Source organism: Streptomyces sp. NPDC029216 (assembly GCF_040648015.1).
In the GTDB taxonomy this organism is placed as follows: Bacteria; Actinomycetota; Actinomycetes; order Streptomycetales; family Streptomycetaceae; genus Streptomyces.
The window spans coordinates 19055-43622 of sequence record NZ_JBEZWL010000059.1 but is presented as its reverse complement, the minus strand read 5'-3'; the positions used below and the strand labels follow the sequence as shown (position 1 = coordinate 43622).

At 73.4% G+C, this 24568-nt stretch carries 19 protein-coding genes and 1 pseudogene; 4 read left to right on the top strand and 16 right to left on the bottom strand.

Annotated features, from left to right (window positions below; translation table 11 throughout):
- The 8 genes and pseudogenes from AB0F18_RS21555 to rimP form a co-directional block, all read right to left on the bottom strand.
- A pseudogene (locus AB0F18_RS21555) lies at positions 1-3427 on the bottom strand (hypothetical protein); the annotation flags it as partial.
- Positions 3428-3751: 324 nt separating this feature from the next.
- Positions 3752-4660 carry a tRNA pseudouridine(55) synthase TruB gene (truB, locus tag AB0F18_RS21550; RefSeq protein ID WP_362063026.1) on the bottom strand — a complete coding sequence of 303 codons (909 nt, stop codon included), beginning with the start codon at positions 4658-4660 and terminating at the stop codon, positions 3752-3754.
- Entirely contained in the window at positions 4657-5115 is a 459-nt protein-coding gene (gene rbfA / locus AB0F18_RS21545) for a 30S ribosome-binding factor RbfA (RefSeq protein ID WP_362063024.1), read from the bottom strand. Before rbfA ends, truB begins: the two co-directional genes overlap by 4 nt.
- 33 nt (positions 5116-5148) lie before the next feature.
- Positions 5149-5442 (bottom strand): DUF503 domain-containing protein, encoded by a 294-nt coding sequence (locus AB0F18_RS21540; protein WP_079430054.1) that lies wholly within the window; start codon positions 5440-5442, stop codon positions 5149-5151.
- 153 nt (positions 5443-5595) lie between these two features.
- Positions 5596-8679 carry a translation initiation factor IF-2 gene (gene infB, locus AB0F18_RS21535; RefSeq protein WP_362063022.1) on the bottom strand — a complete coding sequence of 1028 codons (3084 nt, stop codon included), beginning with the start codon at positions 8677-8679 and terminating at the stop codon, positions 5596-5598.
- A 148-nt stretch (positions 8680-8827) separates the two neighbouring features.
- Entirely contained in the window at positions 8828-9115 is a 288-nt protein-coding gene (locus tag AB0F18_RS21530; protein ID WP_362063020.1) for a YlxR family protein, read from the bottom strand.
- 169 nt (positions 9116-9284) lie between these two features.
- Positions 9285-10289 (bottom strand): transcription termination factor NusA, encoded by a 1005-nt coding sequence (gene nusA / locus AB0F18_RS21525; RefSeq protein WP_362063018.1) that lies wholly within the window; start codon positions 10287-10289, stop codon positions 9285-9287.
- Between the two features lie 2 nt (positions 10290-10291).
- Positions 10292-10789 carry a ribosome maturation factor RimP gene (gene rimP, locus AB0F18_RS21520; RefSeq protein ID WP_362063016.1) on the bottom strand — a complete coding sequence of 166 codons (498 nt, stop codon included), beginning with the start codon at positions 10787-10789 and terminating at the stop codon, positions 10292-10294.
- 202 nt (positions 10790-10991) lie between these two features.
- On the opposite strand from rimP, the gene AB0F18_RS21515 reads away from it, so the two are divergent.
- The 4 genes from AB0F18_RS21515 to AB0F18_RS21500 are packed head-to-tail and all read left to right on the top strand — an operon-like array spanning position 10992 to position 13800.
- Entirely contained in the window at positions 10992-11510 is a 519-nt protein-coding gene (locus AB0F18_RS21515; protein WP_362063014.1) for a hypothetical protein, read from the top strand.
- The gene (locus AB0F18_RS21510; protein ID WP_362063012.1) at positions 11507-11977 is read left to right on the top strand and encodes a ferritin-like domain-containing protein; all 471 of its coding nucleotides are present in this window, start codon (positions 11507-11509) and stop codon (positions 11975-11977) included. Before AB0F18_RS21515 ends, AB0F18_RS21510 begins: the two co-directional genes overlap by 4 nt.
- A 16-nt stretch (positions 11978-11993) precedes the next feature.
- Positions 11994-12896, top strand: coding sequence for an aminoglycoside phosphotransferase family protein (locus AB0F18_RS21505; RefSeq protein WP_362063010.1), 903 nt, complete (start codon positions 11994-11996; stop codon positions 12894-12896).
- Positions 12897-12939: 43 nt separating this feature from the next.
- On the top strand, positions 12940-13800 hold the full coding sequence (locus AB0F18_RS21500) for a slipin family protein (RefSeq protein WP_362063008.1): 861 nt from the start codon (positions 12940-12942) through the stop codon (positions 13798-13800).
- An 86-nt stretch (positions 13801-13886) separates the two neighbouring features.
- On the opposite strand, the gene AB0F18_RS21495 is transcribed toward AB0F18_RS21500, so the two are convergent.
- The 8 genes from AB0F18_RS21495 to AB0F18_RS21460 form a co-directional block, all read right to left on the bottom strand.
- On the bottom strand, positions 13887-15590 hold the full coding sequence (locus AB0F18_RS21495) for a proline--tRNA ligase (protein WP_362063006.1): 1704 nt from the start codon (positions 15588-15590) through the stop codon (positions 13887-13889).
- 63 nt (positions 15591-15653) lie between these two features.
- On the bottom strand, positions 15654-16226 hold the full coding sequence (locus AB0F18_RS21490) for a GNAT family N-acetyltransferase (protein WP_362063004.1): 573 nt from the start codon (positions 16224-16226) through the stop codon (positions 15654-15656).
- A 90-nt stretch (positions 16227-16316) separates the two neighbouring features.
- On the bottom strand, positions 16317-17162 hold the full coding sequence (locus AB0F18_RS21485) for a GNAT family N-acetyltransferase (RefSeq protein ID WP_362063002.1): 846 nt from the start codon (positions 17160-17162) through the stop codon (positions 16317-16319).
- Between the two features lie 155 nt (positions 17163-17317).
- Positions 17318-18475, bottom strand: a complete 1158-nt coding sequence (gene ispG / locus AB0F18_RS21480) for a flavodoxin-dependent (E)-4-hydroxy-3-methylbut-2-enyl-diphosphate synthase (protein ID WP_362063000.1) — start codon at positions 18473-18475, stop codon at positions 17318-17320.
- Positions 18476-18627: 152 nt separating this feature from the next.
- Entirely contained in the window at positions 18628-19929 is a 1302-nt protein-coding gene (locus AB0F18_RS21475) for a site-2 protease family protein (RefSeq protein ID WP_362062998.1), read from the bottom strand.
- Positions 19926-21188: a 1-deoxy-D-xylulose-5-phosphate reductoisomerase gene (dxr, locus tag AB0F18_RS21470; protein WP_362062996.1), complete on the bottom strand. Its 1263-nt coding sequence runs from the start codon at positions 21186-21188 to the stop codon at positions 19926-19928. Before dxr ends, AB0F18_RS21475 begins: the two co-directional genes overlap by 4 nt.
- A 12-nt stretch (positions 21189-21200) precedes the next feature.
- Positions 21201-22508, bottom strand: a complete 1308-nt coding sequence (locus AB0F18_RS21465) for a hypothetical protein (RefSeq protein ID WP_362062994.1) — start codon at positions 22506-22508, stop codon at positions 21201-21203.
- 68 nt (positions 22509-22576) lie between these two features.
- A complete protein-coding gene (locus AB0F18_RS21460) occupies positions 22577-24526 on the bottom strand; it encodes an acyl-CoA dehydrogenase family protein (protein WP_362062992.1) in 1950 nt (649 codons plus the stop codon).
- Between the last annotated feature and the right edge of the window lie 42 nt (positions 24527-24568).

The window sequence follows — 24568 nt, the reverse complement described above, 5'->3', positions numbered from 1 at the left end:
CAGCAGGCGGCGGGCCACGTCGGCGTTGTACGAGGGGTCGCCGCCGCGCAGGGCGGAGATGTCGACGGTGGCGATGCCCACGTCCCGCGGGTCGATCGTACCTGCCCGTGCCGGTCCCGTCAGGCGGCACCTGCTCCCGGCGGGCACCCGGCACCCAACGCCCTTCCGCCCCCAGACCACCGGACTCGGCGCTCCCGCCCGCATCAGGCCCGCCGGAACACCCATCCCGCCGCGCCCCCGGCACCCAAGGCCCCTCCACCCACGGACCACCGGGCTCCGCCCGCCTGCCCGCACCGGAGGAACCCCCATCCCCCGGCACACCCGACACCCAACGCCCCTCCACCCACACACCACCGGACTCCGCACGCCCGCCCACACCGAGCCTCCCGGACAGCTCCTCATCCCCCGGCGCACCCGGCACCCACGGCCCCTCCACCCCCAGACGATCGGACTCCGCGCACCTGCCTGCGCCGGGCCCACCGGACGAACCCCCACCCGTCGGCGCCCCATACCCCTCCGCCCACGGACCACCGGGCTCCGCGCGCCCGCCCTCACCAGGCCCGCCGGACAGCCCCTCGCCCGTCCGTGCCCCCGGTACCCAAGGCCCCTGCGCCGACGGGCCACCGGGCTCCGCCCGCCTGCCCGCATCCGGCCCGCCGAGCGGACCCCCGTCCCTCCGTGTACCCGGCACCCGTCGGCCTTCCGCCGACCGGCCATCGGACTCCGGGCACCCGCCCATAACGGGCCCGCCGAACGGCCCTCCGTCCCTCCGCGCACCCGGCACCCAAGGCCCCTCCGCCCACGGACCGCCAGGCTCCGCCCGCCTGCCCGCACCGGGCCCGCCGGACGGACCCCCGTCCCTCCGCGTACCCGGCGTCCAACGGCCGTCCGCCGACCAGTCACCGGGCTCCGGGGCCCAGCCACGGCCGTTGCGGCCCGGGGCGGGGTCGGCAGGGCGACTCCCGGCCTGGGCGGCTGCGCCGGGCGGGCGACCGCCCACGCGGGTCTCCGCCTCCGGGCGCCCCTCGTACGGTGGGCCGCCGGCAGCCGGGACACGGTCCCGGGCGGATTCTCCCGTGGAGGGCTCCGGGGTCCAGGAGCCGCCCGCCCAGCCCTCGGCGGTCCAGGCCCCGCCGGGAGCACTCCCGGAAGCGGGAGTTCCCGTCCGGGGGCCCGCCGGGTCCCCCGTGGCCGAGGGCCCGGCGGTGGCGTCCGGCCGGCAGTCGGGGGCGGTGGAGTGGGGGGCGGTGGAGTGGGGGGCGGCTGCGATGCGGAGGGCCACGCGGAGGGCCAGCAGGTCCAGGTGGGCCGCGAAGACCTCGTCACGGTCCGGGCGGCCCTCCGTGACCCCGGCGGCGCGGATGCCCGCGAGCAGGCTCAGGGTGAGGGGGTGGCGCGCGTCGGCGTCCCGTACCGCGTCCGCCGGGATGCCCAGGCGGGCCCGGGCCGTCTGCGCCTCCGCCGGGGTCAGGTCCCCGACGGGCAGCGCGGGCGGCAGCCGCCGGGCGGGGCGGTCGGGGGTGTGCAGCAGCTCCGGCGGGTACAGGGCGCCGGCCCGCTCCCAGTACTCGGGCCGGGCGGCGACCACGAGCCGTGCCCCGGTACCGCACAGCCACGCGGCGGTGGCAACGGTCCACTGCGCGAGGCGGTGCGCCAGGGCGGGCGGCATCTCCTCGGGGGTGTCCAGCACCACCAGCAGGGCCCGCCCGGCGGCGCCCGCAATCCGGGCCACCCGCTCCGCCGGTCCCTCCCCCGCCCCTCCGGCGGCCGCCCCCGCCGTACCCCCTGTCGTGCCCCTGGCGGCGGCCCGGGTCCCCGGCGCGCCGCCCGCCGCCCCGTCGGCGACAGCGCCGGCCCACGCCGCGTCCCCGGGCACCCCGTCGACGGCCACCCCCGCCGTCTCCCCGGCAGCCCCTGCCTGCGCCACACTCCTTCCCACCCCGTCGGCGGCAGCCCGGGCCCCCGCCACACCCTCTGCCGCCCCGTCGGGGGCACCCCCAGCCCACACCGAGCCCTCTGCCACCCCGCGAACGGCCGGCTCCGCCCCAGCCGGACCCTCAGCCGTCCCCCCGGCAACGGCCCGGGCCCGCCCCATACCCGCTGCCCTCCCGTCAGCAGCGCCCACCGAACCCACGCCCCCGGCGTGCCCGTCAGCGCCCCCCGCCCGGCCTGCACCTTCCGCGTTCCCGCCGCCGACCGACCCCGCCCGGCCCACGCCCTCGGCGTCCCCGCTGGCAGACGGCCCCGACCACCTCATGCCCGCCGTGCTTCCGTCAGCGGCGCCCGCCCACCCCACGCGCCCCGAGTTCCCGCCGGCCGACCCCGACCACCTGATACCCGTCGCGCTCCCCTCAGCGGCGCCCGCCCATCCCACGCCCTCGGCGTCCCCAGCCGCCGCCCCGGCCCGCCCCGCACCCTCCACACCCCCGCCGGCAGACGCCCCCGCCCACCCCACACCCACCTCGCCGTAAACCCCCGTGGCGATGCGGCCCGCTTCCCTCAGTGACCGGGTCACCGCGTCGGCCAAGGACGTGTCGTCGGCCCGCAGGTCGGCGCCGCGGAGCCAGAGCGTGGGCGCCGGGCGGGGGCCGCGGGCGCGGGCGGCGGTCAGGGTGGCGAGGGCGGTGGTGCGGCCGGTGCCGGGGTCTCCGACGAGGCCGAGGACGAGGTCCTGCCCGGCGGTGAAGGCGGCCAGCCCGGCGGCGATCCGGGGGCGTTCCACGGGCTCCGGCCGGGGAGCGGCGCCGGCGGCCGGGGGGACGGGGACGGCGGAGCCGACGGTGGTGGCGGTGAGCTGCAGCACGCCCGCCAGGTTGAGTTCGGCGCCGTATCCCGGGACGGTGGCGGCGTTGCGTTCCAGCAGGGCGGCGAGGGGGCCGCCGGGTGCGGTGGCCGCGGCCGCGCGCAGCGGCACGGCGAAGCTGCCGGAGCGCCGCTCCGCAGCGAGAGCGGTGCCCACGACCGCGAGCACCGCTCCGGTCGCCGCGTCGAGGACCGGCCCGCCGCAGGCCTCGCCGCCGAGCCGGAGGGCGTCCCGGCCGTCCGTGCCGATCGCCAGCTCCACGGTGGCGGGCAGCACCCGCCGGCGGCCGGCCGCGGTGTAGGCGACCTCCGCCCCCGCCCCGAGCACCCGCGCCTGGCGCCAGCCCCGCGCGGGGATGCGCACGTACGTCCCCGCGGAAACGGTCGCGCGCACGGCCACCGGCAGCGGTCGCGTCCCCAGCCCGTCGCTGGGCACCAGGGCCAGTCCGAGTTCCGGCAGGGCGGTCACCTCGCAGGCCTCGGCCCGCCAGGTCCGCCCCCCGGGGGCGTGCAGGGTGATCCGTTCCAGACCGTCGACGGCCTCGTGGCTGGTCACCACCGTCCCCCGGTCGTCGGCCACGAAGCCGCTGCCGCGGGGCCGTCCGGCCGGATCGCGGATCGTCACGAGTTCCGCGGCTCCCCAGGGGTCCGCCGCCGCGCCCCTCGCACCATCTGTGACCTCGTCCGTCAACGCCGCACCACTCCCCCGCCACGGGACCCGTGGTCATGACGGTAGGCAAGTGAAGATCGGGACGAAAAGCGTGCGGCCGAAAGCGCCCCCTTACGCTCCCTCCATTCACTCCGAGCGCCTGCTCGGAAGGGTGAATCAGGGGCTCCGGGTGGATAGAGACCTACCCGAGGGGGGTCGTGGAGCGGTGAGCGGCAGTCCGTGTGCGCTCACCGCTCCACGTCAAAGGAGCGGACCGGGGGTCAGACGAGGACCCGGCGGTCAGACGAAGACCGCGAGGGACTTCGCCTTGCCGCCCTTGCTCTCGACGAGCCCGAGCAGCTGGCCCTGCGGGCCGTAGACGGCCACGGTCCGGCCGTCCTGGAACTCGTCCGGCATCTCGATCCGGACGCCGTTGGCGAGCAGCGAGGCCCGCCGCGCGTCCAGGTCCCAGCGCGCGAACGCGGCCGCGGCCGCCTCGCCGATGGGCATGACGGTCAGCTCCTCCTGGAGCTGGTCGAGGGTGCGCGCCTTGTCGAGCTTGTAGGGGCCCACCCGCGTGCGCCGCAGCGCCGTGAGGTGGCCGCCGACGCCCAGGTCGGCGCCCAGGTCACGGGCGAGGGCGCGGATGTAGGTACCGCTGGAGCAGACGACGGAGACGACCAGGTCGACGACCTTGGTGCCGTCCTCGGCCTCCGCCTCCCGCATGTCGTACACCTGGAACGACGAGACGGTCACCGGCCGGGCCGGGATCTCGAAGTCCTCGCCGTCGCGGGCACGCTTGTAGGAGCGCACGCCCTTGATCTTGATGGCGCTGACCTTGGACGGGACCTGCATGATGTCGCCGGTCAGCTTGGCGATCCCCGCGTCCACGGCTTCCCGGGTGACCCCGGAGGCGTCCGCGGACGCGGTGATCTCGCCCTCGGCGTCGTCCGTGAGGGTGTACTGCCCGAGGCGGATCGTCCCGAGGTACTCCTTCTCCGTCAGCGCGAGGTGGCCGAGGAGCTTGGTGGCCTTCTCGACGCCGAGGACGAGGACGCCCGTCGCCATGGGGTCGAGGGTGCCGGCGTGGCCGACGCGGCGGGTCTTGGCGATCCCGCGCATCTTGGCGACCACGTCGTGCGAAGTGAAGCCGGACGGCTTGTCGACGATGACAAGGCCGTCCGGAGTCTTCCCTGCGTTGGTGCTCATTCCGCGGCTGCGTCCTCGGCGTCGTCGGAGTCCTCATCGGGCTTCTTGTACGGGTCGGCGTCACCGGCGTACTGGGCGCCGGAGGAGACCTCGCGCACCTGGGCGTCGGAGGTCCGCGCCTTCTCGAGGAGGTCCTCGATGGTCTTGGCGTTCTCCGGGAGGGCGTCCGCGACGAAGGTCAGGGTGGGCGTGAACTTGGTTCCCGCCGCCCGGCCGACCGCGGAGCGCAGTACGCCCTTGGCGCTCTCCAGGCCCGCTGCCGCGCTGGCCCGGTCCTCGTCGTCGCCGTAGACCGTGTAGAAGACCGTGGCCTCCCGCAGGTCGCCGGTGACCCGGGTGTCCGTGATGGTCACGTGCGTACCGAGGCGGGGGTCCTTGACTCCACGCTGCAGCTTCTGCGCCACCACCTCCCGGATGAGGTCCGCCAGCTTCTTCGCCCGCGCATTGTCGGCCACTGGTCCGTCTCCTTCTTCCTTGCAGACAAGCAATCAGTCTTCATCACCGTGGAACCGCCGTCTCACGGACAGCAGCTCCACTTCCGGACGCGCCGCGACCAGCCGCTCGCAGCGGTCCAGTACGTCCGACACGAACCCCGCGTCACCGCTCACCAGGGCCACCCCTATACGGGCCCTGCGGTGCAGGTCCTGGTCTCCCACCTCGGCCGCGCTCACGGCGAACTTGCGCTGGAGCTCGGCGACGATGGGCCGGACGACGGAGCGTTTCTCCTTCAACGAATGAACGTCGCCGAGGAGCAGATCGAAGGACAGAGTCCCCACGTACATGCAGTTCCGGATATCCCGCCGGTGCGGGTTCGGTGGCCTGCCGGCCGTCGCTCGGCAGGGTCACCAGAACCGTACACGCAACGGCCGGGGCCGATCGACGGATATTCCGCCGACCGGCCCCGGTGTTACGACACGGTGCGAACCGCCTCGCGCTTACGCGCGGGGCTTCTCGCGCATCTCGTACGTCGCGATGACGTCGTCGATCTTGATGTCGTTGAAGGAGCCGAGGTTGATACCGCCCTCGAAGCCTTCGCGGATCTCGGTGACGTCGTCCTTGAAGCGGCGCAGACCAGAGATGGTGAGGTTCTCGGCGATGACCTTGCCATCGCGCAGGAGCCGCGCCTTGGTGTTGCGCTTGACCTCGCCCGAGCGGACCAGGACACCGGCGATGTTGCCCAGCTTGGACGAGCGGAAGATCTCGCGGATCTCCGCCGTACCGAGCTCGACCTCTTCGTACTCCGGCTTGAGGAGACCCTTGAGGGCCGCCTCGATCTCCTCGATGGCCTGGTAGATCACCGAGTAGTACCGGACGTCGACGCCCTCGCGGTCCGCCATCTGCGCGGCACGGCCGGCCGCACGGACGTTGTAACCGATGACGATGGCGTCGGAGCCCATCGCCAGCGAGATGTCGGACTCGGTGACCGCACCCACACCGCGGTGCAGGACGCGGATGTCGACCTCTTCACCGACGTCGAGCTGGAGCAGCGAGGACTCCAGGGCCTCGACCGCACCGGACGCGTCGCCCTTGATGATGAGGTTGAGTTCCTGGACCAGACCGGCCTTGAGCACGGAGTCGAGGTCCTCGAGGGACACGCGACGGACGCGCTTGGCGAAGTTGGCATTGCGCTCACGCGCAGCACGCTTCTCGGCGATCTGGCGGGCCGTGCGGTCCTCGTCGACGACGAGGAAGTTGTCGCCGGCGCCGGGGACGTTGGTGAGACCCAGGACCAGGACGGGGGTCGACGGACCCGCTTCCTCGACGTTGTTGCCCTTGTCGTCGAGCATGGCGCGCACGCGGCCGTAGGCGTCGCCCACGACCATCGTGTCGCCGACGCGGAGGGTACCGCGCTGGACGAGGACGGTGGCGACGGCACCGCGGCCACGGTCGAGGTGGGACTCGATCGCAATACCCTGAGCGTCCTGCTCCGGGTTGGCGCGCAGGTCGAGGGAGGCGTCGGCGGTGAGGACGACGGCCTCCAGCAGGGAGTCGATGTGCAGACCCTGCTTGGCGGAGATGTCGACGAACATCGTGTCGCCGCCGTACTCCTCGGCCACCAGACCGAACTCGGTCAGCTGACCGCGGACCTTGACCGGGTCGGCACCCTCGACGTCGATCTTGTTGACCGCGACGACGATCGGGACGCCGGCGGCCTTGGCGTGGTTGAGCGCCTCGATCGTCTGCGGCATGACGCCGTCGTTGGCCGCGACCACGAGGATCGCGATGTCGGTCGACTTCGCACCACGGGCACGCATGGCGGTGAACGCCTCGTGACCCGGGGTGTCGATGAAGGTGATGCGACGCTCTTCTTCGTTGACCTCGGTGGAGACCTGGTAGGCACCGATGTGCTGGGTGATGCCACCGGCCTCGCCCGCGACGACGTTCGTCTTGCGGATGGCGTCGAGCAGGCGGGTCTTACCGTGGTCGACGTGACCCATGACGGTCACGACCGGCGGACGCGGCAGCAGGAACTCCTCGCCGCCCTCGTCCTCGCCGAACTCGATGTCGAAGCCCTCGAGGAGCTCGCGGTCCTCCTCCTCCGGGCTGACGATCTGAACGGTGTAGTTCATCTCGCCCGCGAGGAGCTGGAGGGTCTCGTCGGAGACGGACTGCGTGGCAGTGACCATCTCGCCGAGGTTCATCATGACCGCGACCAGCGACGCCGGGTTGGCGTTGATCTTCTCCGCGAAGTCGGTGAGGGACGCACCGCGCGACAGGCGAACGGTCTCGCCGTTGCCGCGGGGCAGCATCACGCCGCCCACGGACGGGGCCTGCATGGCCTCGTACTCCTGGCGCCTCTGACGCTTCGACTTGCGACCACGACGGGCCGGACCGCCGGGACGGCCGAAGGCACCCTGCGTGCCACCACGGGCACCGGGACCACCGGGACGCCCGCCGAAGCCGGGACGACCGCCGCCACCGGCACCGGCCGGGCCGCCGCCGAAGCCGCCGCCACCCGGACGCGGGCCGCCGAAGCCGCCACCGGCCGGACGCGAGCCCGGACCGGCCGGACGGCCGGCGAAGCCGCCGCCGCCGGGACGACCGGGACCACCCGGACGGCCTGCGCCACCCGGACCGGGACGGGGGCCGCCGCCGGGACGGGGGCCGGGACCGCCGGCAGCGGGACGCTGCGGCATCATGCCGGGGTTCGGACGGTTACCACCGGGAGCACCACCCGGACGCGGAGCGCCGCCCTGCGGACGGGGCATGCCGCCCGGGGTGGGACGGGCGCCGCCGGGACCCTGCGGACGCGGGGCGCCGCCGGGGCCGCCCTGCGGACGCGGGGCACCCTGGCCGCCGGCGCCGGGGGCACCGGGACGCGGGGCGCCGGCCGGACGGGGCGCCTGCGGGCGCGCCATGCCGGTGGAGCCGCCGGACGTGAACGGGTTGTTGCCCGGACGGGGACCGGCCGGACGGGCGCCCTGGGGACGCGGAGCCGGAGCACCCGGGCGCGGGGCCTGGGCACCGGGGGCGGAGCCGGCCGGACGCGGGGCGCCGGGACGGGCACCGCCCTGACCCGGGCCGGCCGGACGCTGCTGCGCCGGACGGGGGCCGGGGGACGCGGCGGGACGCGCCGGAGCGGCGGGAGCCGCCGGGGGCGCGGAGAACTCGGTCGCCACGGGAGCCGCCGGAGCGGGCTTCGGGGCGGCCGGAGCCTTGGGACCGGGACGCGGGCCGGGAGCGGCCGGAGTCACCGGGGCGGGGGCCGCCGGGGCCTCGGCTGCGGCCGGCTTGGGGGCCGGTGCGCCGGGCTTCGGGGCAGGACGTGCCGCGGACGCCGGGGAGGGCGCCGCGGGCTTGGCGGGCGCGGCCTTGCGGGGCGCGCCGGGCTTTGCAGCGGACTTGCCGGCGTTGCCGCCGGGCCCCTGCAGTGCGTCAGTCAACTTGCGTACAACCGGCGCCTCGATCGTCGAGGACGCCGAACGGACGAATTCACCGAGTTCTTGGAGCTTGGCCATGACGACCTTGCTCTCAACCCCGAACTCCTTGGCGAGTTCGTATACCCGGACCTTAGCCACTTCGCTCCTTTTAGGTCCGGGTTACGCCGGACCGTCGCTACTTCATGGGCGTACTCATCGCGTACTCATCGAGTGCTCATCGCAATCTCGACCTACTTCCAACTCGCGAGGTACCTGACCGCACGGGGCATCCGTGCCGTGCTTCTTCTTACGGTGTCGCCACGGCCTGGACGGCCAGGGCATTGCGCAGTCCCTCCGTGTCGAGCGGTCCTGCGGACCGGAGGGCCCGGGGGAACGCCCGGCGGCGGACCGCCTGGTCGAGGCAGACCACGGCAGGGTGCACGTACGCACCCCGGCCGGGCAGCGTACCGCGAGGATCAGGGACACATTCGTCCCCGATCGCCACGATGCGCAGCAGATCGTTCTTGGCCGCTCGCTCCCGGCACCCCACACAGGTGCGTTCGGGGCATGCGCGGGCTTGCGTCCGGCCAGACACGCCTAAGTCTACCTCCCCGCACCGACCTCACCCCTTCAGGTGAAAAATCGAACGGATGTCGTTGTGATCCACGAGGGGTCCTCACGTACGAGGACCCCTGTCTACCGGCCGAAAACGGTCGTCCGGTAGTGATTTATTCCCGCCGGCCGCCGTTTCCGGTCAGTCCCGGTCAGTCCCGGTCGGCGTCCGCGTCGGGCGCCGGCTCGGTGTCGGGCCGGATGTCGATGCGCCAGCCGGTGAGCCGCGCGGCGAGGCGGGCGTTCTGGCCCTCCTTGCCGATGGCCAGCGACAGCTGGTAGTCGGGGACGGTCACCCGTGCGGAGCGGGAGTCCCAGTCGACGACCTCGACCTTGCTCACCCGGGCGGGTGACAGGGCGTTCGCGACCATCTCCGCCGGGTCGTCCGACCAGTCGACGATGTCGATCTTCTCGCCGTGCAGTTCGGCCATCACGTTGCGCACGCGGCTGCCCATCGGGCCGATGCAGGCGCCCTTCGGGTTCAGACCCGAACGGGTGGACCGGACGGCGATCTTGGTGCGGTGGCCGGCCTCGCGGGCGATCGCGGAGATCTCGACGCTGCCGTCGGCGATCTCCGGGACCTCCAGGGCGAAGAGCTTCTTCACCAGGTTCGGGTGGGTCCGCGACAGGGTCACGGACGGACCGCGGACACCCTTCGCGACGCGCACGACGTACGCCTTCAGGCGGAGCCCGTGCGGGTACTCCTCACCGGGGACCTGCTCCTGCACCGGCAGGATGGCCTCCAGCTTGCCGATGTCGACCAGGACGTTCTTGGGGTCCTTGCCCTGCTGGACGACGCCGGTGATGACGTCGCCCTCACGGCCGGCGAACTCGCCGAAGGTCAGGTCGTCCTCGGCGTCGCGCAGACGCTGGAGGATCACCTGCTTGGCGGTCGTCGCGGCGATCCGGCCGAAGTCCGACGGGGTGTCGTCGAACTCCTTGGGCTCCTGCCCCTCCTCAAGATCGCGCGGGTCCTCGGTCGCCCACACGACCACGTGGCCGTTGGTACGGTCCAGCACCACCCGGGCGCGGCGGAAGCTGCCCTCGGTGCGGTGGTACGCGATGAGGAGGGCCGACTCGATCGCCTCGACGAGCAGGTCGAAGGAGATCTCCTTCTCCCGGACCAGACCCCGCAGGGCACTCATGTCGATGTCCACGGCTACGCCTCCTCTTCCTTCTTGTCCTTGCGGTTGAACTCGATCTCGACACGCGCCTTGGCGATGTCGGTGAACGTGATGCGGCGGGCGGTCGCCTTGCGGCCCTTCACGCCCGGAACTTCGAGGTCCATGCCCTCGTCGTCGACGCCGAGGATGCGGGCGATCAGCTCCCCGCCCTCGACGAGCTGGAACTTCACGAGACGGCCGGTGGCCCGAACGTAGTGACGGCGCTCGCTGAGGGGGCGGTCCGCGCCCGGGGAGCTGACTTCGAGGACGTACTCGTCCTCGCCCATCACGTCGGACTCGTCGAGCTTGTCGGAGACCTCACGGCTCAGCTCGGCGCACGCGTCCAGCTCCACGCCCTCGTCGGAATCCACGACGATCCGCAGCATCCGGCGCCTGCCGGCCTTGGAAAGCTCGATCTCTTCGAGGTCCAGGCCCTTGGCGGCGACGAGCGGCTCCAGCAGTCCGCGCAGCCTGTCGCTCTGGGTGGTGCTCATCCGGGTGACTCCTCGGCCGCGTGTGCTGTTGTGGTTTTCCGTCGCGTGTCAGGTCAAAGGGTATCCGGTCGCGGAGGGTGTTGCCGTCCGCGCCGCCGGGCGGACCCCCGGGTACCGTGATCACACCTTGCCCCGCCATCACCCCGAGGACGTCATCGTGCCCTGGACCTTGCCTTCGAGGCCCTCGCCCTCACGCAGGAACGTGCTCGCCGGAGCCGCCGCCGCGGCGGCCGGGTCCGCGCTGGTCAGCGGGTGTTCCGGCGGGGGTGACCCGGCCGGCGCCGACAGCGGGATTCCACTCGAACGGCGGATGCGTGACGGCGCCGTCCGTGACAGCGAGCGGCTGCTGGAACGTTACGACGCCACCACCGCCGTCCACCCCGACCTGTCCGAGCGGCTCGCCCCGCTGCGGGAGGCCGTGGCGGCGCACGTCAAGGCCCTCGCCTTCACGGCCCCGAAGGCCGATCCGAAGCCCTCCCGGGCGGCCTCCCCGTCCGCCTCCCCCTCCCCCAGCGCGCCGGCGTCCGGGCGGGCGGAGGTCCCGGCGAAGCCCGCCGAGGCCCTGAGCGCCCTCGCGGACGCCGAGCGCAGCCTGTCGGAGGCCCGGACCATCGCCCTGGCCGGCGCCCCCGGGGAGCTGGCCCGGATGCTCGCCTCGGTGGCGGCCTGCGGGGCCGTCCACGCCTACCTGCTGACCTCGACCCCGGGAGCCGCCTCGTGAACCCCGCAGTGAAGCCCTCCCCCTCCCCCGGCGGGCGCGCCCTGGAGGCCGCCCAGGCGGCGCTGGCCGCCGAGCACGCGGCGGCGTACGGGTACGGGGTCGTCGGCGCCCGGATCGACCCGGCCCGGGCGACCGAGGCCCGGGAGGCGTACGGCCACCACCTCTCCCGCCGCGACCGGCTCACCCGGACCGTACGGGAGCTGGGCGGAGCGCCCCGGCCCTCCGAGGCGGCGTACAGCCTGCCGTTCGAGGTCCGCTCCCCGGACGACGCCGAGCGGCTGGCCGCCGACATCGAGGACCGGGTGGCGGGGGCGTACTCCGACCTCGTCCGGGCGGCTGACGGCCAGTTGCGCCGCGACGCGGCCGACGCGCTGAGCGCGGCGGCCGTGCGCGCGGCACGCTGGCGCGGTGTCGGCGTAGCCTTCCCTGGGCTCACCGAACGCTCGCAGGGGGCCCGCACCAGCTGAAAGGGACCACGCACGCATGGCTTTCGAACCGCCGCAGCGGCTCGTACGGGCGCTCGGCGAGCTGCCGCGGACAGCGCAGGACACGCAGTGGCTGGAGCGGCTGCCCGAGCTCGCCAAGGAGGCGCTGGAGCGGCGGGACGTAGTGGCCCAGCGGGTCCTGGCCCCGGGCGGCCGCAGCAGCCTGGTGATCCTGGTCCGCTACGCCGACGGCACCCCGGCCGCCCTGAAGCTGGCGCCCCCGGTGGCCCGGCCCGACCGGGAGCTGGCCGCACTCGCGCACTGGGGCGGTTTCGGGGCGGTCCGGGTCCTCGACTCGCGCCACCACGAGGACGACGGGGCACTGCTGCTGGAACGCCTGCACGCCGAGGTCTCGTTGCGCTCGCTCCCGGAGCCGAAGGCCCTCCTGGAGGCGTGCGGCACCCTGCGCCGCCTCTGGGTCCGCCCCCCGGCCGGCCACGACTTCGAGACGGTCACCGAGCGCACGACGGCGCAGGCGACCGCCCTCCGCGCGGCGCCGCCGGAGCTGCGCACCCTCGCGGACACGGCCCTCGCCCTCCACGCGGAACTGACGGCGGCGCCCACGGAAGACCTGCTCCTGCACGGGAACTTCCGGCAGGGCAAGGTCCTGGCGGCCGAACGCGCCCCGTGGCTGACGGTGGGCCCGGACCCGCTGGTCGGCGAGCGGGCGTACGACCTGGCCCGCCTGGTGCGGGACCGGCTGGAGGACCAGGTGGCCTCGTCGGCGGGGGCGTCCGGGGCGCGCCGGCGGGTGAACAAGCTCGCCGACTCCCTCGAAGTCGACCGGGACCGGCTGCGGGGCTGGACGGTGTTCCGTGCGGTGGAGTCCGGGGCCCGCGCGCTGGCCGCCGGGCGCCGCCAGGACGCGGAGCTGCTGCTGGAGTTCGCGGCCTGGTTGTAGGGCATACCCTGATAAAGGGCGTACATCCCCCCAGGGGGCCGTCATGGTCGAGGAAGTGCTGACAGCGGGAATCGCCGCGGCCGCGGGTATCGCGGTCTACCTGGGCGCCGCCGCGCGGGTGGTGAAGCAGTACGAGCGGGGCGTCGTCCTCCGCTTCGGCCGGCTGCGCGAAGGGATCCGCCCGCCCGGCTTCACGATGATCCTCCCGGTGGCCGACCGCCTCCACAAGGTGAACCTCCAGATCGTCACCCTCCCGATCCCGGCGCAGGAGGGCATCACCCGGGACAACGTCACGGTGCGGGTGGACGCGGTCGTCTACTTCAAGGTGGTCGACCCGGCGAGCGCGATCATCGCGGTGGAGGACTACCGCTTCGCGGTCTCCCAGATGGCGCAGACCTCCCTGCGGTCGATCATCGGCAAGAGCGACCTGGACGACCTCCTCTCGAACCGCGAGAAGCTGAACCAGGGCCTGGAGCTGATGATCGACAGCCCGGCGATGGGCTGGGGCGTCCAGATCGACCGGGTGGAGATCAAGGACGTCTCCCTCCCGGAGACCATGAAACGGTCGATGGCCCGCCAGGCGGAAGCGGACCGGGAGCGCCGCGCCCGCGTGATCAACGCCGACGCGGAACTCCAGGCTTCGCACAAACTGGCCGAGGCCGCCGCGGTCATGTCGGACCAGCCGGCGGCCCTCCAGCTCCGCCTGCTCCAAACGGTGATCGCCGTAGCGGCGGAGAAGAACTCCACCCTCGTCCTCCCCTTCCCGGTGGAGCTCCTCCGCTTCCTGGAACGAGCGGCCCCGACCCCTCCGTCCCCCCACCCGGAACCGGCGCCCCCGCAACCCCTCACGCCCCCGGAGGAGCCGGCGCTCCCCGGCCCACCCCCGGACCCCCCGACGCCGTAGCACCTCAAACGCCGACGAGGCTGAAAAAGGCCCCGGGGCCACCCGGGCCACTCACCCGCACCACAGGCCGACCGGCAGGGCAGCGGCTACCCCACCCGCCCCAACGCCTCCTCCAGCGAAAGCTCCTCCCGCGCCCCCGTGCGGCGGTCCTGGAGCTCGACCACCCCGTCTCCCGCCCGGCGCCCCGCCACCAGGATCCACGGCACGCCGATCAGCTCCGCGTCCGTGAGCTTGACCCCCGGCGACACCCCGGCGCGGTCGTCCAGCAGGACCCGCTTCCCCGCGGCCGCCAGGGCCTGCGCCGCCTGCTCGGCCAGCGCCAGCGGTACGGCCTTGCCCGCCGCCACGACGTGGACGTCCGCCGGGGCCACCTCCGCCGGCCAGCACAGCCCGCGCTCGTCGGCCGTCTGCTCGGCCAGCGCGGCCACCGCCCGGGAGACGCCGATGCCGTACGAGCCCATCGTGACCCGGACCGGCTTGCCCTGGGGCCCGAGCACGTCCAGCCCGAAGGCGTCGGCGTACTTCCGCCCCAGCTGGAAGATGTGTCCGATCTCGATCGCCCGGTCCAGCCGCAGCCCCGCCCCGCACTCGGGGCAGGGGTCGCCCGGCTCGACGACGACCACGTCCAGGTACCGGTCCACCTCGAAGTCGCGGCCGCAGACCACGTTCCGGGCGTGCGTATCGACCTTGTTGGCCCCCGTCACCCACGCGGTACCCGGCGCCACCCTCGGGTCCGCCAGATACGGAACCTTCTCCAGCCCCTGCGGGCCCACGTAGCCGCGTACCAGATCCGGGCGGTCCGCGAAGTCCTCCGCCGTCACGAGCTCCACCACCGCCGGGGCCAGGTGCTCCCCGAGCTTGCCCAGGTCCACCTCCCGGTCCCCGGGCACGCCGACGGCCGTGATCACGCCGTCGACCTTCACCAGCAGGTTCTTCAGGGTCGCCGAAGCAGGCACGCCCAGATGCGCCGCGAGGGTCTCGATCGTCGGCGTATCGGGGGTGGGGATCTCCTCCACCGGGCCGTGCTCACGCGCGGCGTCCGGTGCGGCCCCCACCCTGAACGTGACCGCTTCCGTGTTCGCCGCGTAGTCACAGGACGGGCAGTCCACGAACGTGTCCTCGCCCGCAGCGGCCGGCGCGAGGAACTCCTCCGACGCCGAACCCCCCATCGCGCCCGACACGGCCGACACGATCCGGTGGTCGAGGCCGAGCCGCTCGAAGATGCGCACGTACGCCTCGCGGTGGAGCCGGTAGGACTCCGCCAGCCCCTCCTCAGACACGTCGAAGGAGTACGAGTCCTTCATCTGGAACTCGCGCCCGCGCAGCACCCCGGACCGGGGCCGGGCCTCGTCGCGGTACTTGGTCTGGATCTGGTACAGCATCACGGGCAGGTCCTTGTAGGACGTGCACTGGTCCTTCACCACGAGGGTGAAGATCTCCTCGTGGGTGGGCCCGAGCAGGTAGTCCGCGCCCTTGCGGTCCTTGAGCCGGAACAGCAGGTCCCCGTACTCCGACCAGCGGCCGCTGACCTCGTACGGCTCCTTGGGCAGCAGCGCCGGCAGCAGCACCTCCTGGGCCCCGATGGCGTCCATCTCCTCGCGGACGATGCGCGAGACGGCGTCCAGGACCTTCTTGCCGAGCGGCAGCCAGATCCACACGCCGGCGGAGCTGCGGCGGACGTAGCCGGCGCGGACGAGGAGCTTGTGGCTGAGGGTCTCGGCGTCGGCCGGGTCCTCGCGGAGCGTCTTGGCCATGAGGCGGGACATGCGCTGCACGTGTTGCGTTGACATGCCGCGAGGCTATCGGGGCCCGCACGCCCACCGACAACGGTTTCAGGGCCGGCCGCGGGAGTGTCAGGCCCTCCGCAGCGGCAACGGCGCACCCATGACGGCGTACGGCAGGCTCGCGCTCGGGAAGTGGACCTTGCGGGCCAGGTCCCGGTAGCCGAGGGCGCCGTAGAGCCGGCGGGCCGGGCTGTCGGTGTCGATGGCGGAGAGGATCGAGCGGGGTTCGGCGGCGCTGTCGGTGATCCGGGTGATCAGGGCGCGGCCGACGCCCCGGCCCTGGAAACCGGGGTGGACGTGCAGCTCGGTGATGACGAAGGAGTCGTCCAGCCAGTGCGCGGTGCTGGTGGCCTTCAGGTACGGCTCGACGATCGTGGACCACCAGTGGCTGCGGTCGTTGGGCATCCCGTACACGAAGCCGGCGAGGGCGCCGTCGTCGGTGAACGCGCCGAGTGCGCGGGCGCCGCGGCAGGTCATGTGGCGCTGGACGATGTAGCGCCGGATGCCGACCTCCTCCTCGCTGAGCCCGAAGGCCACGGCCTGCACGCGCAGGGCTTCGTCCACGCGGCCGGCGAGGTCGAGGTGCCCGATGCTCAGTCCGGCGGGCCGTGCGGGGTCGTCGCTTCCGGGAGTAGGCAGCATGCGGCCGACCTTACTTCGGGGTAGGCACACTCCGGTACGGCTTCCCGGACGAAACCGGCCGCCGCCTCCCGTCGTTCAGGACAACGCCCGTCAGAACAGCACGCTCATGAACGCCCCGACCTCACGGAACCCGACCCGCCGGTAGGCCGCGCGCGCGGCGGTGTTGAAGTCGTTGACGTAGAGGCTGACCACGGGGGCCACGTCCCTCAGCGCGAACTCCACGACGGCCGCCATGCCGGTCTCGGAGTGCCCCTGGCCGCGGAACTCGGGGGCCACCCACACGCCCTGGATCTGGCAGGCGCGGGCGGTGGCGGCGCCGATCTCGGCCTTGAAGACGACCTTGCCGTTCTCCACCCGGGCGAAGGAGCGCCCGCTGCCGACCAGCTCCGCGACCCGGGCCTGGTAGAGCAGGCCGCCGTCCCCGGCCATCGGCGAGATGCCGACCTCCTCGGTGAACATGGCGACGCAGGCGGGCATGATCAGGTCCATCTCGTCCTTGCGGATCCGGCGGACGAGGGGGTCGGGCGCGATCTCGGAGGACGGCTGCTCGGTGACCATGAGCGGCTGGTGGGGCCGGACGTCACGGGCGGGGCCCCAGCTGGGCTCCAGGAGCTTCCACAGCAGCCGGGTGGCGTCGGCGGGGCCGACGATGGAGGAGCAGCGGCGGCCGGTGCGGCGGGCCCGGTCGGCGAAGGCGCGTACGGCGTCGGGGCCGGCGCAGACGGGGACCAGGTTGGCGCCGGCGTAGCACAGGGAGCGGAGTTCGCCGCCGGAGTACCAGCCCCACATCTCGCCGCCCAGGCGCCAGGGGTCGAGACCGGCGACCTGGACCCGGGAGGTGACGAAGGCGTTCTCGACCGGCTCGCGTCCGAGGATGGCGAGCGCGGCGTCCAGATCACTGGGCTCAAGGACCCGGGTGGTGGTCTGCGTCAACACTGGGGCCTCACCGTGCAAGTCTGCTGATCTCCGCACTGTACCCGCCGGGGCAAGGGGATGCCGCGTCCCGCAGGTCACGAAAAGGGCCCCGGCCCCGTTCCCCCGCTGAGGGGGTACGGGGCCGGGGCCGTGGGCGCTCGCGGTGCGCCGGAAGCTCAGACGCCGATGGCGACGCTCGGCTCGCCCGAGGCGACGCCGTCCTTCTCCATCTGCTCGGCGATCTTCAGCGCCTCCTCGATGAGGGTCTCCACGATCTTGGACTCGGGGACGGTCTTGATGACCTCGCCCTTGACGAAGATCTGGCCCTTGCCGTTGCCGGAGGCGACGCCGAGGTCGGCCTCGCGGGCCTCGCCGGGGCCGTTGACGACGCAGCCCATGACGGCGACGCGCAGCGGCACGGTCATGCCGTCCAGGCCGGCCGTGACCTCCTCGGCCAGCTTGTAGACGTCGACCTGGGCGCGGCCGCAGGACGGGCAGGAGACGATCTCCAGGCGGCGCTGGCGGAGGTTGAGGGACTCCAGGATCTGGATGCCGACCTTGATCTCCTCGGCCGGGGGCGCGGAGAGCGAGACGCGGATGGTGTCGCCGATGCCCTGGGAGAGCAGGGCGCCGAAGGCCACGGCGGACTTGATGGTGCCCTGGAAGGCGGGGCCGGCCTCGGTGACGCCGAGGTGCAGCGGGTAGTCACACTGGGCGGCGAGCTGGCGGTAGGCCTCGACCATGACGACCGGGTCGTTGTGCTTGACCGAGATCTTGATGTCGCGGAAGCCGTGCTCCTCGAAGAGGGAGGCCTCCCACAGCGCGGACTCGACCAGCGCCTCGGGGGTGGCCTTGCCGTACTTCGCCAGCAGGCGGGCGTCGAGGGAGCCGGCGTTGACGCCGATGCGGATCGGGGTGCCCGCGTCGCCGGCGGCCTTCGCGATCTCCTTGACCTTGTCGTCGAACTGCTTGATGTTGCCCGGGTTGACGCGGACGGCGGCGCAGCCGGCGTCGATCGCGGCGAACACGTACTTGGGCTGGAAGTGGATGTCGGCGATGACCGGGATCTGCGACTTCTTGGCGATCACGGCGAGCGCGTCGGCGTCGTCCTGCGTGGGGCAGGCGACGCGGACGATCTGGCAGCCGGAGGCGGTCAGCTCGGCGATCTGCTGGAGCGTGGCGCCGATGTCGGAGGTCCGGGTGGTGGTCATCGACTGCACCGAGACGGGTGCGTCGCCTCCGACGGCCACGGAACCGACCTGGATCTTGCGGCTGACCCGGCGGTCGGCAAGCTTCGTCGGCACGGACGGCATTCCGAGAGAGATGGCAGTCATCTGCTGTGCAACCCCAAGGTGTGGATCGAGGTCCCGAGATCGGCGGGCTCCGGCCTTTGAGGTTACGCCAATGCGCGCGTGCCCCACGCATCCGAGGGGTCGGCGCCACCCGAACGTAGGGAGCCGGGCACGGTGCGTGCCCGGCTCCGGCGCTAACTGATCTTGATCGGGTTGACCACGTCGGCGACGAGGACCAGCAGGGTGAAGCAGACGAAGACGCCGGCGACCACGTACGCGGCGGGCATCAGCTTCGCCACGTCGAAGGGGCCGGGGTCGGCGCGGCGGAAGACCTTCGCGACGGTGCGGCGGACGGACTCCCACAGGGCGCCGGCGATGTGGCCGCCGTCGAGCGGGAGCAGCGGGAGCATGTTGAACAGGAACAGCGAGAGGTTGAAGCCGGCCAGCAGGTTGAGGAAGAAGACCAGCTGGTACTGGGCGGGGATGTCGAGGTTGAAGATCTGGCTGCTCACGCGGGCCGCGCCGACGACGCCCATGGGGCTGTCCTGCTTGCGCTCGGCCCCGTTGAAGGCGGCGTTCCACAGGTCCGGGACCTTGCCGGGGAGGTCGACGAGGGACTGGACGCCGGCCTCCATCATCTCGCCCATGCGGTCGACGGACTGGCCGAAGGTCTGCGGGACGTAGCCGACGGCGGGGGCGAAGCCGAGGAATCCGGCGGTGACGTACTGGTCCTTGACGTACCGGCCGTCGGCGTCGGTCTTGGCGACCTTGTTCTCGATCAGGTTGGCGTGCAGGTCGAGGCGCTTGCCGGCCCGCTCGACGGTGATGGTCGCGGGGCCGACGGTGGCGCGGATGTCCTTCTGGAGGACGGACCAGTCGTTCACCGGGCGGCCGTTGAAGGCGATGATCTTGTCCTGTGCCTGCAGCCCGGCGGCCTTGGCCGGGGCGGCCGGGTCGCCGGCGGCGCACTTGTCGCGCTTCTCGCTCTGCTGGATGACGCAGTCGGAGACCGAGCTGACGACGGTGGTCTGGGTGTTCAGCCCGAAGGTCATCAGGGTGGTGAGGAAGATCGCCACGGCCAGGACCAGGTTCATGAACGGGCCGGCGAACATCACGATGACGCGCTTCCAGGGCCTGCGCGTGTAGAAGAGCCGGCTCTCGTCGCCGGGCTGGAGCTCCTCGTACGCGGCCGAGCGCGCGTCCTCGATCATCGACCGGAACGGCGAGGTCGAGCGGGCGGTGACCTTGCCGTCGTCGCCGGGCGGGAACATCCCGATCATGCGGATGTAGCCGCCCATCGGGATGGCCTTGATGCCGTACTCGGTCTCGCCCTTCGTCCTCGACCAGATGGTCGGCCCGAAGCCGACCATGTACTGCGGCACCCGGATGCCGAAGAGCTTGGCCGTGGAAAGGTGGCCGAGCTCGTGCCAGGCGATCGAGACCAGCAGGCCGAACGCGAAGAGCACGACCCCGAGCACCGTCATCAAAGCCGTCATGCGCCTGCCTCCACGGCGGCCGACGCCGCCATCTCCCGTGCCCGGGCCCTGGCCCAGGTCTCCGCTTCGAGGACGTCCTGGACGGTCAGGGAAGTTCCCGTCCGCGGCGTCCCGTGCTCATCGACCGCTGCGGAGACCGTATCCATGATTGCTGTGAATGGCAGCCGTCCGGCGAGGAAGGCCTCGACGCACTCCTCGTTCGCGGCGTTGAACACGGCGGGGGCGGTCCCGCCCAGGGTGCCGACGTGCCGGGCCAGGCCCACGGACGGGAAGGCCTCGGTGTCCAGCGGGAAGAACTCCCAGGTGGAGGCCTTGGTCCAGTCGAAGGCGGGGGCCGCGTCGGGGACCCGCTGCGGCCAGCCGAGGCCGATCGCGATGGGGCCGCGCATGTCCGGCGGGGTGGCCTGGGCGAGCGTTGAGCCGTCCGAGAACTCGACCATCGAGTGGACGTAGGACTGCGGGTGGACCACGACCTCGATGCGGTCGAAGGGGATGTCGTAGAGCAGGTGAGCCTCGATGACCTCCAGGCCCTTGTTGACCAGGGTCGCCGAGTTGACCGTGATGACCGGGCCCATGGCCCAGGTGGGGTGCGCGAGGGCGTCCTGGACGGTGACCGAGGCCAGCTCCGCACGGGTGCGGCCGCGGAAGGGGCCGCCGGAGGCGGTGACCACGAGCTTGCGGACGTCGGCGCGGGTGCCGGCGGCGAGGGCCTGGAAGAGCGCGGCGTGCTCGGAGTCCACCGGGATGATCTGGCCGGGCTGCGCGAGCTCCTTGACCAGCGGGCCGCCGACGATCAGCGACTCCTTGTTGGCGAGGGCGAGGGTGCGGCCGGCGCGGAGCGCGGCGAGGGTGGGCGCGAGACCGATGGAGCCGGTGATGCCGTTGAGGACGGTGTGGCAGGGCGAGGCGGCGAGTTCGGTGGCCGCGTCGGGGCCTGCGAGGATCTCGGGCAGCGGCTCGGAGGGCCCGTACGCGGCGCCCAGCGCCTCCTTCAGGGCCGGTACGGCGTCCTCGCGGGCGACGGCCACGGCCCGCACCCGCAGCTTGCGGGCCTGCTCGGCCAGCAGCTCCACGCGGCCGCCGGCGGCGGACAGGGCGGTGACCCGGAAGCGGTCCGGGTTGCGCAGGGCGAGGTCGATGGCCTGGGTGCCGATGGACCCGGTCGACCCGAGGATGACGATGTCCCGGCGGCCGGCCGCGGCGTCGAAGAGGAGGTGCGGGTCGGCGAGGGGGGCTGGACTGTCGCTCATGCCCCCCATTGTTGCCGCTCCTCAGGGGCGCTTGGACACGGAGTCCCCGTCCGTGACCCGGGCGAGGAGTTCGGGGAGGGTGCCGGCGAAGTCGGGCAGGGCCCGGGCGGCGCGCCACCAGGCCTCGACGTCGTCGCCGAGGGCCGCGTCGAAGAGCCGGTCGGCCTCGGCGCGGGCGGCGAGCACGGCGGCGGGCCGGTCGTGGCGGTCGGGGTGGCCGATCTCGCCGAGCCACTGGTCCTCGTCGAGCGCCCAGCAGGCGGGGACCTTGTGCCGGATGACGTCGGCGCCGGTGAGCAGGCCGCGGTCCAGGCAGTCGCGGACCCAGCGGATGTCCTCCGCGGCGGTGTCCATGGGCACGGCCAGGCTCACCAGGGCCAGCTCGCGCTCCCAGGCCCCGGCCGGCTCGGCGTGAGCCGTCTCGGGCGCGAGGTGGCGTACGGCGCGGGCCAGTGCCGGGTCGTGCCGTACGGCGCCGGGCACGGCCGGGGTGCCCGCGGCCAGCGCGGCCGCCAGCTCGGGCAGGGTGCCGGGGAAGCCGGCGGCCCGGCGGGGCAGCTCGGCCCACAGCCGGGGGTCCTCGCCGAGGCGGGGGCGCAGGGCGCGGTGCACGGCCGACTGCATCTCGGCCTGTTCGGGCAGGCTCCAGCGCAGGCCGCGGGTGACGGGGAGGTGGCCGAGGAGCAGGGTGCGGGCGGCGGGGGCGACGTGGGTGACGAGCTCGTCGCAGGTCAGCAGGCCCATGCGGACGGCGCGGACGGCGGGCCGGTACCAGTGGCGGCCGTACGTCCCCCCGGCGCGCGCGTCGAGCAGGGCGAGGCGCGCGCTGCGGGGCAGGCCGCCCGCCAGCAGCAGCGCCTCGACGGCGCCGGGCGGCAGCGGGGCGCGGGCGTGCTCGTGCAGCAGCCGCTCCGTGTCGAGGTCGTGCGGCATGCGCAGCAGGATCAGCGCGGTGCGGGGGCGGCGGCCGTGGCGGCGCAGCAGGGCGGTCAGCTCTTCGGTGGTGAAGGGGCCGGGGCCGACCTCGCGGAGCAGCTCGGGGGAGGGCTTGCGGGCGGCGTACAGCGCGGGGCCGGGCAGGCCGGGCAGCGGGCGGCCGACGACGTGCGGGTTGCGGGCGATGTAGTGCCGGTCGGCGTCGGTGCCGTGGCGCAGCAGCAGGGTGACGGCGGCGGCGGGCAGCCACTGGTCGCGGCAGAGGTACTTGCGGGTGGGCTCGTCGAGCCGGTCGAGGAGGGCGGCGACGACGTGGTGCGGTGCGTGGCGCAGCAGGTGCGCCACGCACCGGGCCAGCCTTCGGCTGGCCCGGTCCTCCTCGGCCGTCGGCATCGTCCTCGCCCGCCTCGCGCTCGTTCCCGTGCTCGTACATCCGTCCGAACACTGCCGATGATGGCAGGTCAGCGCAGGGGACGGTGAACGTTTTTCACGGTGGACGGGCCGGGGGCGGCGTCGGCGATCCAGGGGCCGTCGCCGGAGGGGTCGAGGACGCCCTCCTCCAGCCAGGTGTAGGTGCCGGAGAGGACGCCTTGGACGACCTTGCGGTCGAGGTCGTCGGTGTTGGCCCACAGGCGGCCGAAGAGCTCCTCGACGCGCAGCCGGGACTGCCGGCAGAAGGCGTCGGCCAGCTGGTAGGCCTCGCGGCCGTGGTCGCCGGTGGCGCGCAGGTGCTCGGCGCGCACGCAGGCCGCGCTCATCGCGAAGAGCTCGGCGCCGATGTCGACGATCCGCCCGAGGAAGCCCTGCTTGGTCTCCATGCGGCCCTGCCAGCGGGACATGGCGTAGAAGGTGGAGCGGGCGAGTTTGCGGGCGCCGCGCTCGACGTAGCGCAGGTGGGTGGCGAGGTCGGGGTGGCCGGCCGGGTGGAACTCGCGGTAGGTGCCGGGGACCTGGCCGGGGCCGGCGGCGAGTTTGGGCAGCCAGCGGGCGTAGAAGCCGGCCGCGCGGGCGCCCGCCTTCGCCTTGTCGCCGAGGGCCTTGTCGGGGTCGATGAGGTCGCCGGCGACGGAGAGGTGGGCGTCGACGGCCTCGCGGGCGATCAGCAGGTGCATGATCTCGGTGGAGCCCTCGAAGATCCGGTTGATGCGCAGGTCGCGCAGCAGCTGCTCGGCGGGCACGGCCCGCTCGCCGCGGGCGGCCAGCGACTCGGCGGTCTCGAAGCCGCGTCCGCCGCGGATCTGCACCAGCTCGTCGGCCATCAGGCAGGCCATCTCGGAGCCGTAGAGCTTGGCGAGGGCGGCCTCGATGCGGATGTCGTTGCGGTCCTCGTCGGCCATCTGGGAGGCGAGGTCCACGACCGCCTCCAGGGCGAAGGTGGTGGCCGCGATGAAGGAGATCTTGGCGCCGACGGCCTCGTGCCGGGCGACCGGGCGGCCCCACTGCTCGCGGACCCCGGACCATTCGCGGGCGATCTTCAGGCACCACTTGCCGGCGCCGACGCACATGGCGGGCAGCGACAGCCGTCCGGTGTTGAGGGTGGTGAGCGCGATCTTGAGCCCGGCGCCCTCGGGGCCGATGCGCTGGGAGGCGGGCACCCGGACGCGGTGGAAGCGGGTGACGCCGTTCTCCAGGCCGCGCAGCCCCATGAAGGCGTTGCGGTGCTCGACGGTGATCCCGGGCGAGTCGGCCTCGACGACGAAGGCGGTGATCCCGCCCCGGCGGCCCTCCGCCTTCGGGACCCGGGCCATCACCACGAGCAGGTCGGCGACCACCCCGTTGGTGGTCCACAGCTTCACCCCGTCGAGGACGTAGGTGTCCGGGTCCTCGGGGTCCGGGACGGCGGTGGTGGCCAGGCGGGCCGGGTCGGAGCCCACGTCGGGCTCGGTGAGCAGGAAGGCGCTGATCGCGGTGGTGGCGCAGCGGGGCAGGTAGGCGTCCTTCTGCTCCTTGGTGCCGAACATCTTCAGCGGCTGGGGCACGCCGATGGACTGGTGGGCGGAGAGCAGGGCGCCGATGGCCGGGCTGACGGAGCCGACGAGGGCGAGCGCCTTGTTGTAGTAGACCTGGGTGAGGCCCAGGCCCCCGTACTCGGGGCTGATCTTCATGCCGAGGGCGCCGAGCTCCTTGAGCCCGCGCACGGTCTCGTCGGGGATCCGCGCCTCGCGCTCGATGCGCTGCCCGTCGATCTCGTTCTCGCAGAACTCCCGCATCCGGGCCAGGAAGGCCTCGCCGCGCCGGACGTCCTCGTCGGCGGGGAGCGGGTGGGGGTGGATCAGGTCGAGCCGGAAGCGGCCGAGGAAGAGCTCCTTGGCGAAACTGGGTTTGCGCCAGTCCTGCTCCCGGGCCGCTTCCGCGACCTGCCGTGCCTCGCGCTCGGTCACCTTGGGCTGTACGGGCTGTGTTGCCGACATCCGGGTCCTCACCTCGCCGCATCGGGGGCTGCCGATCGGTTG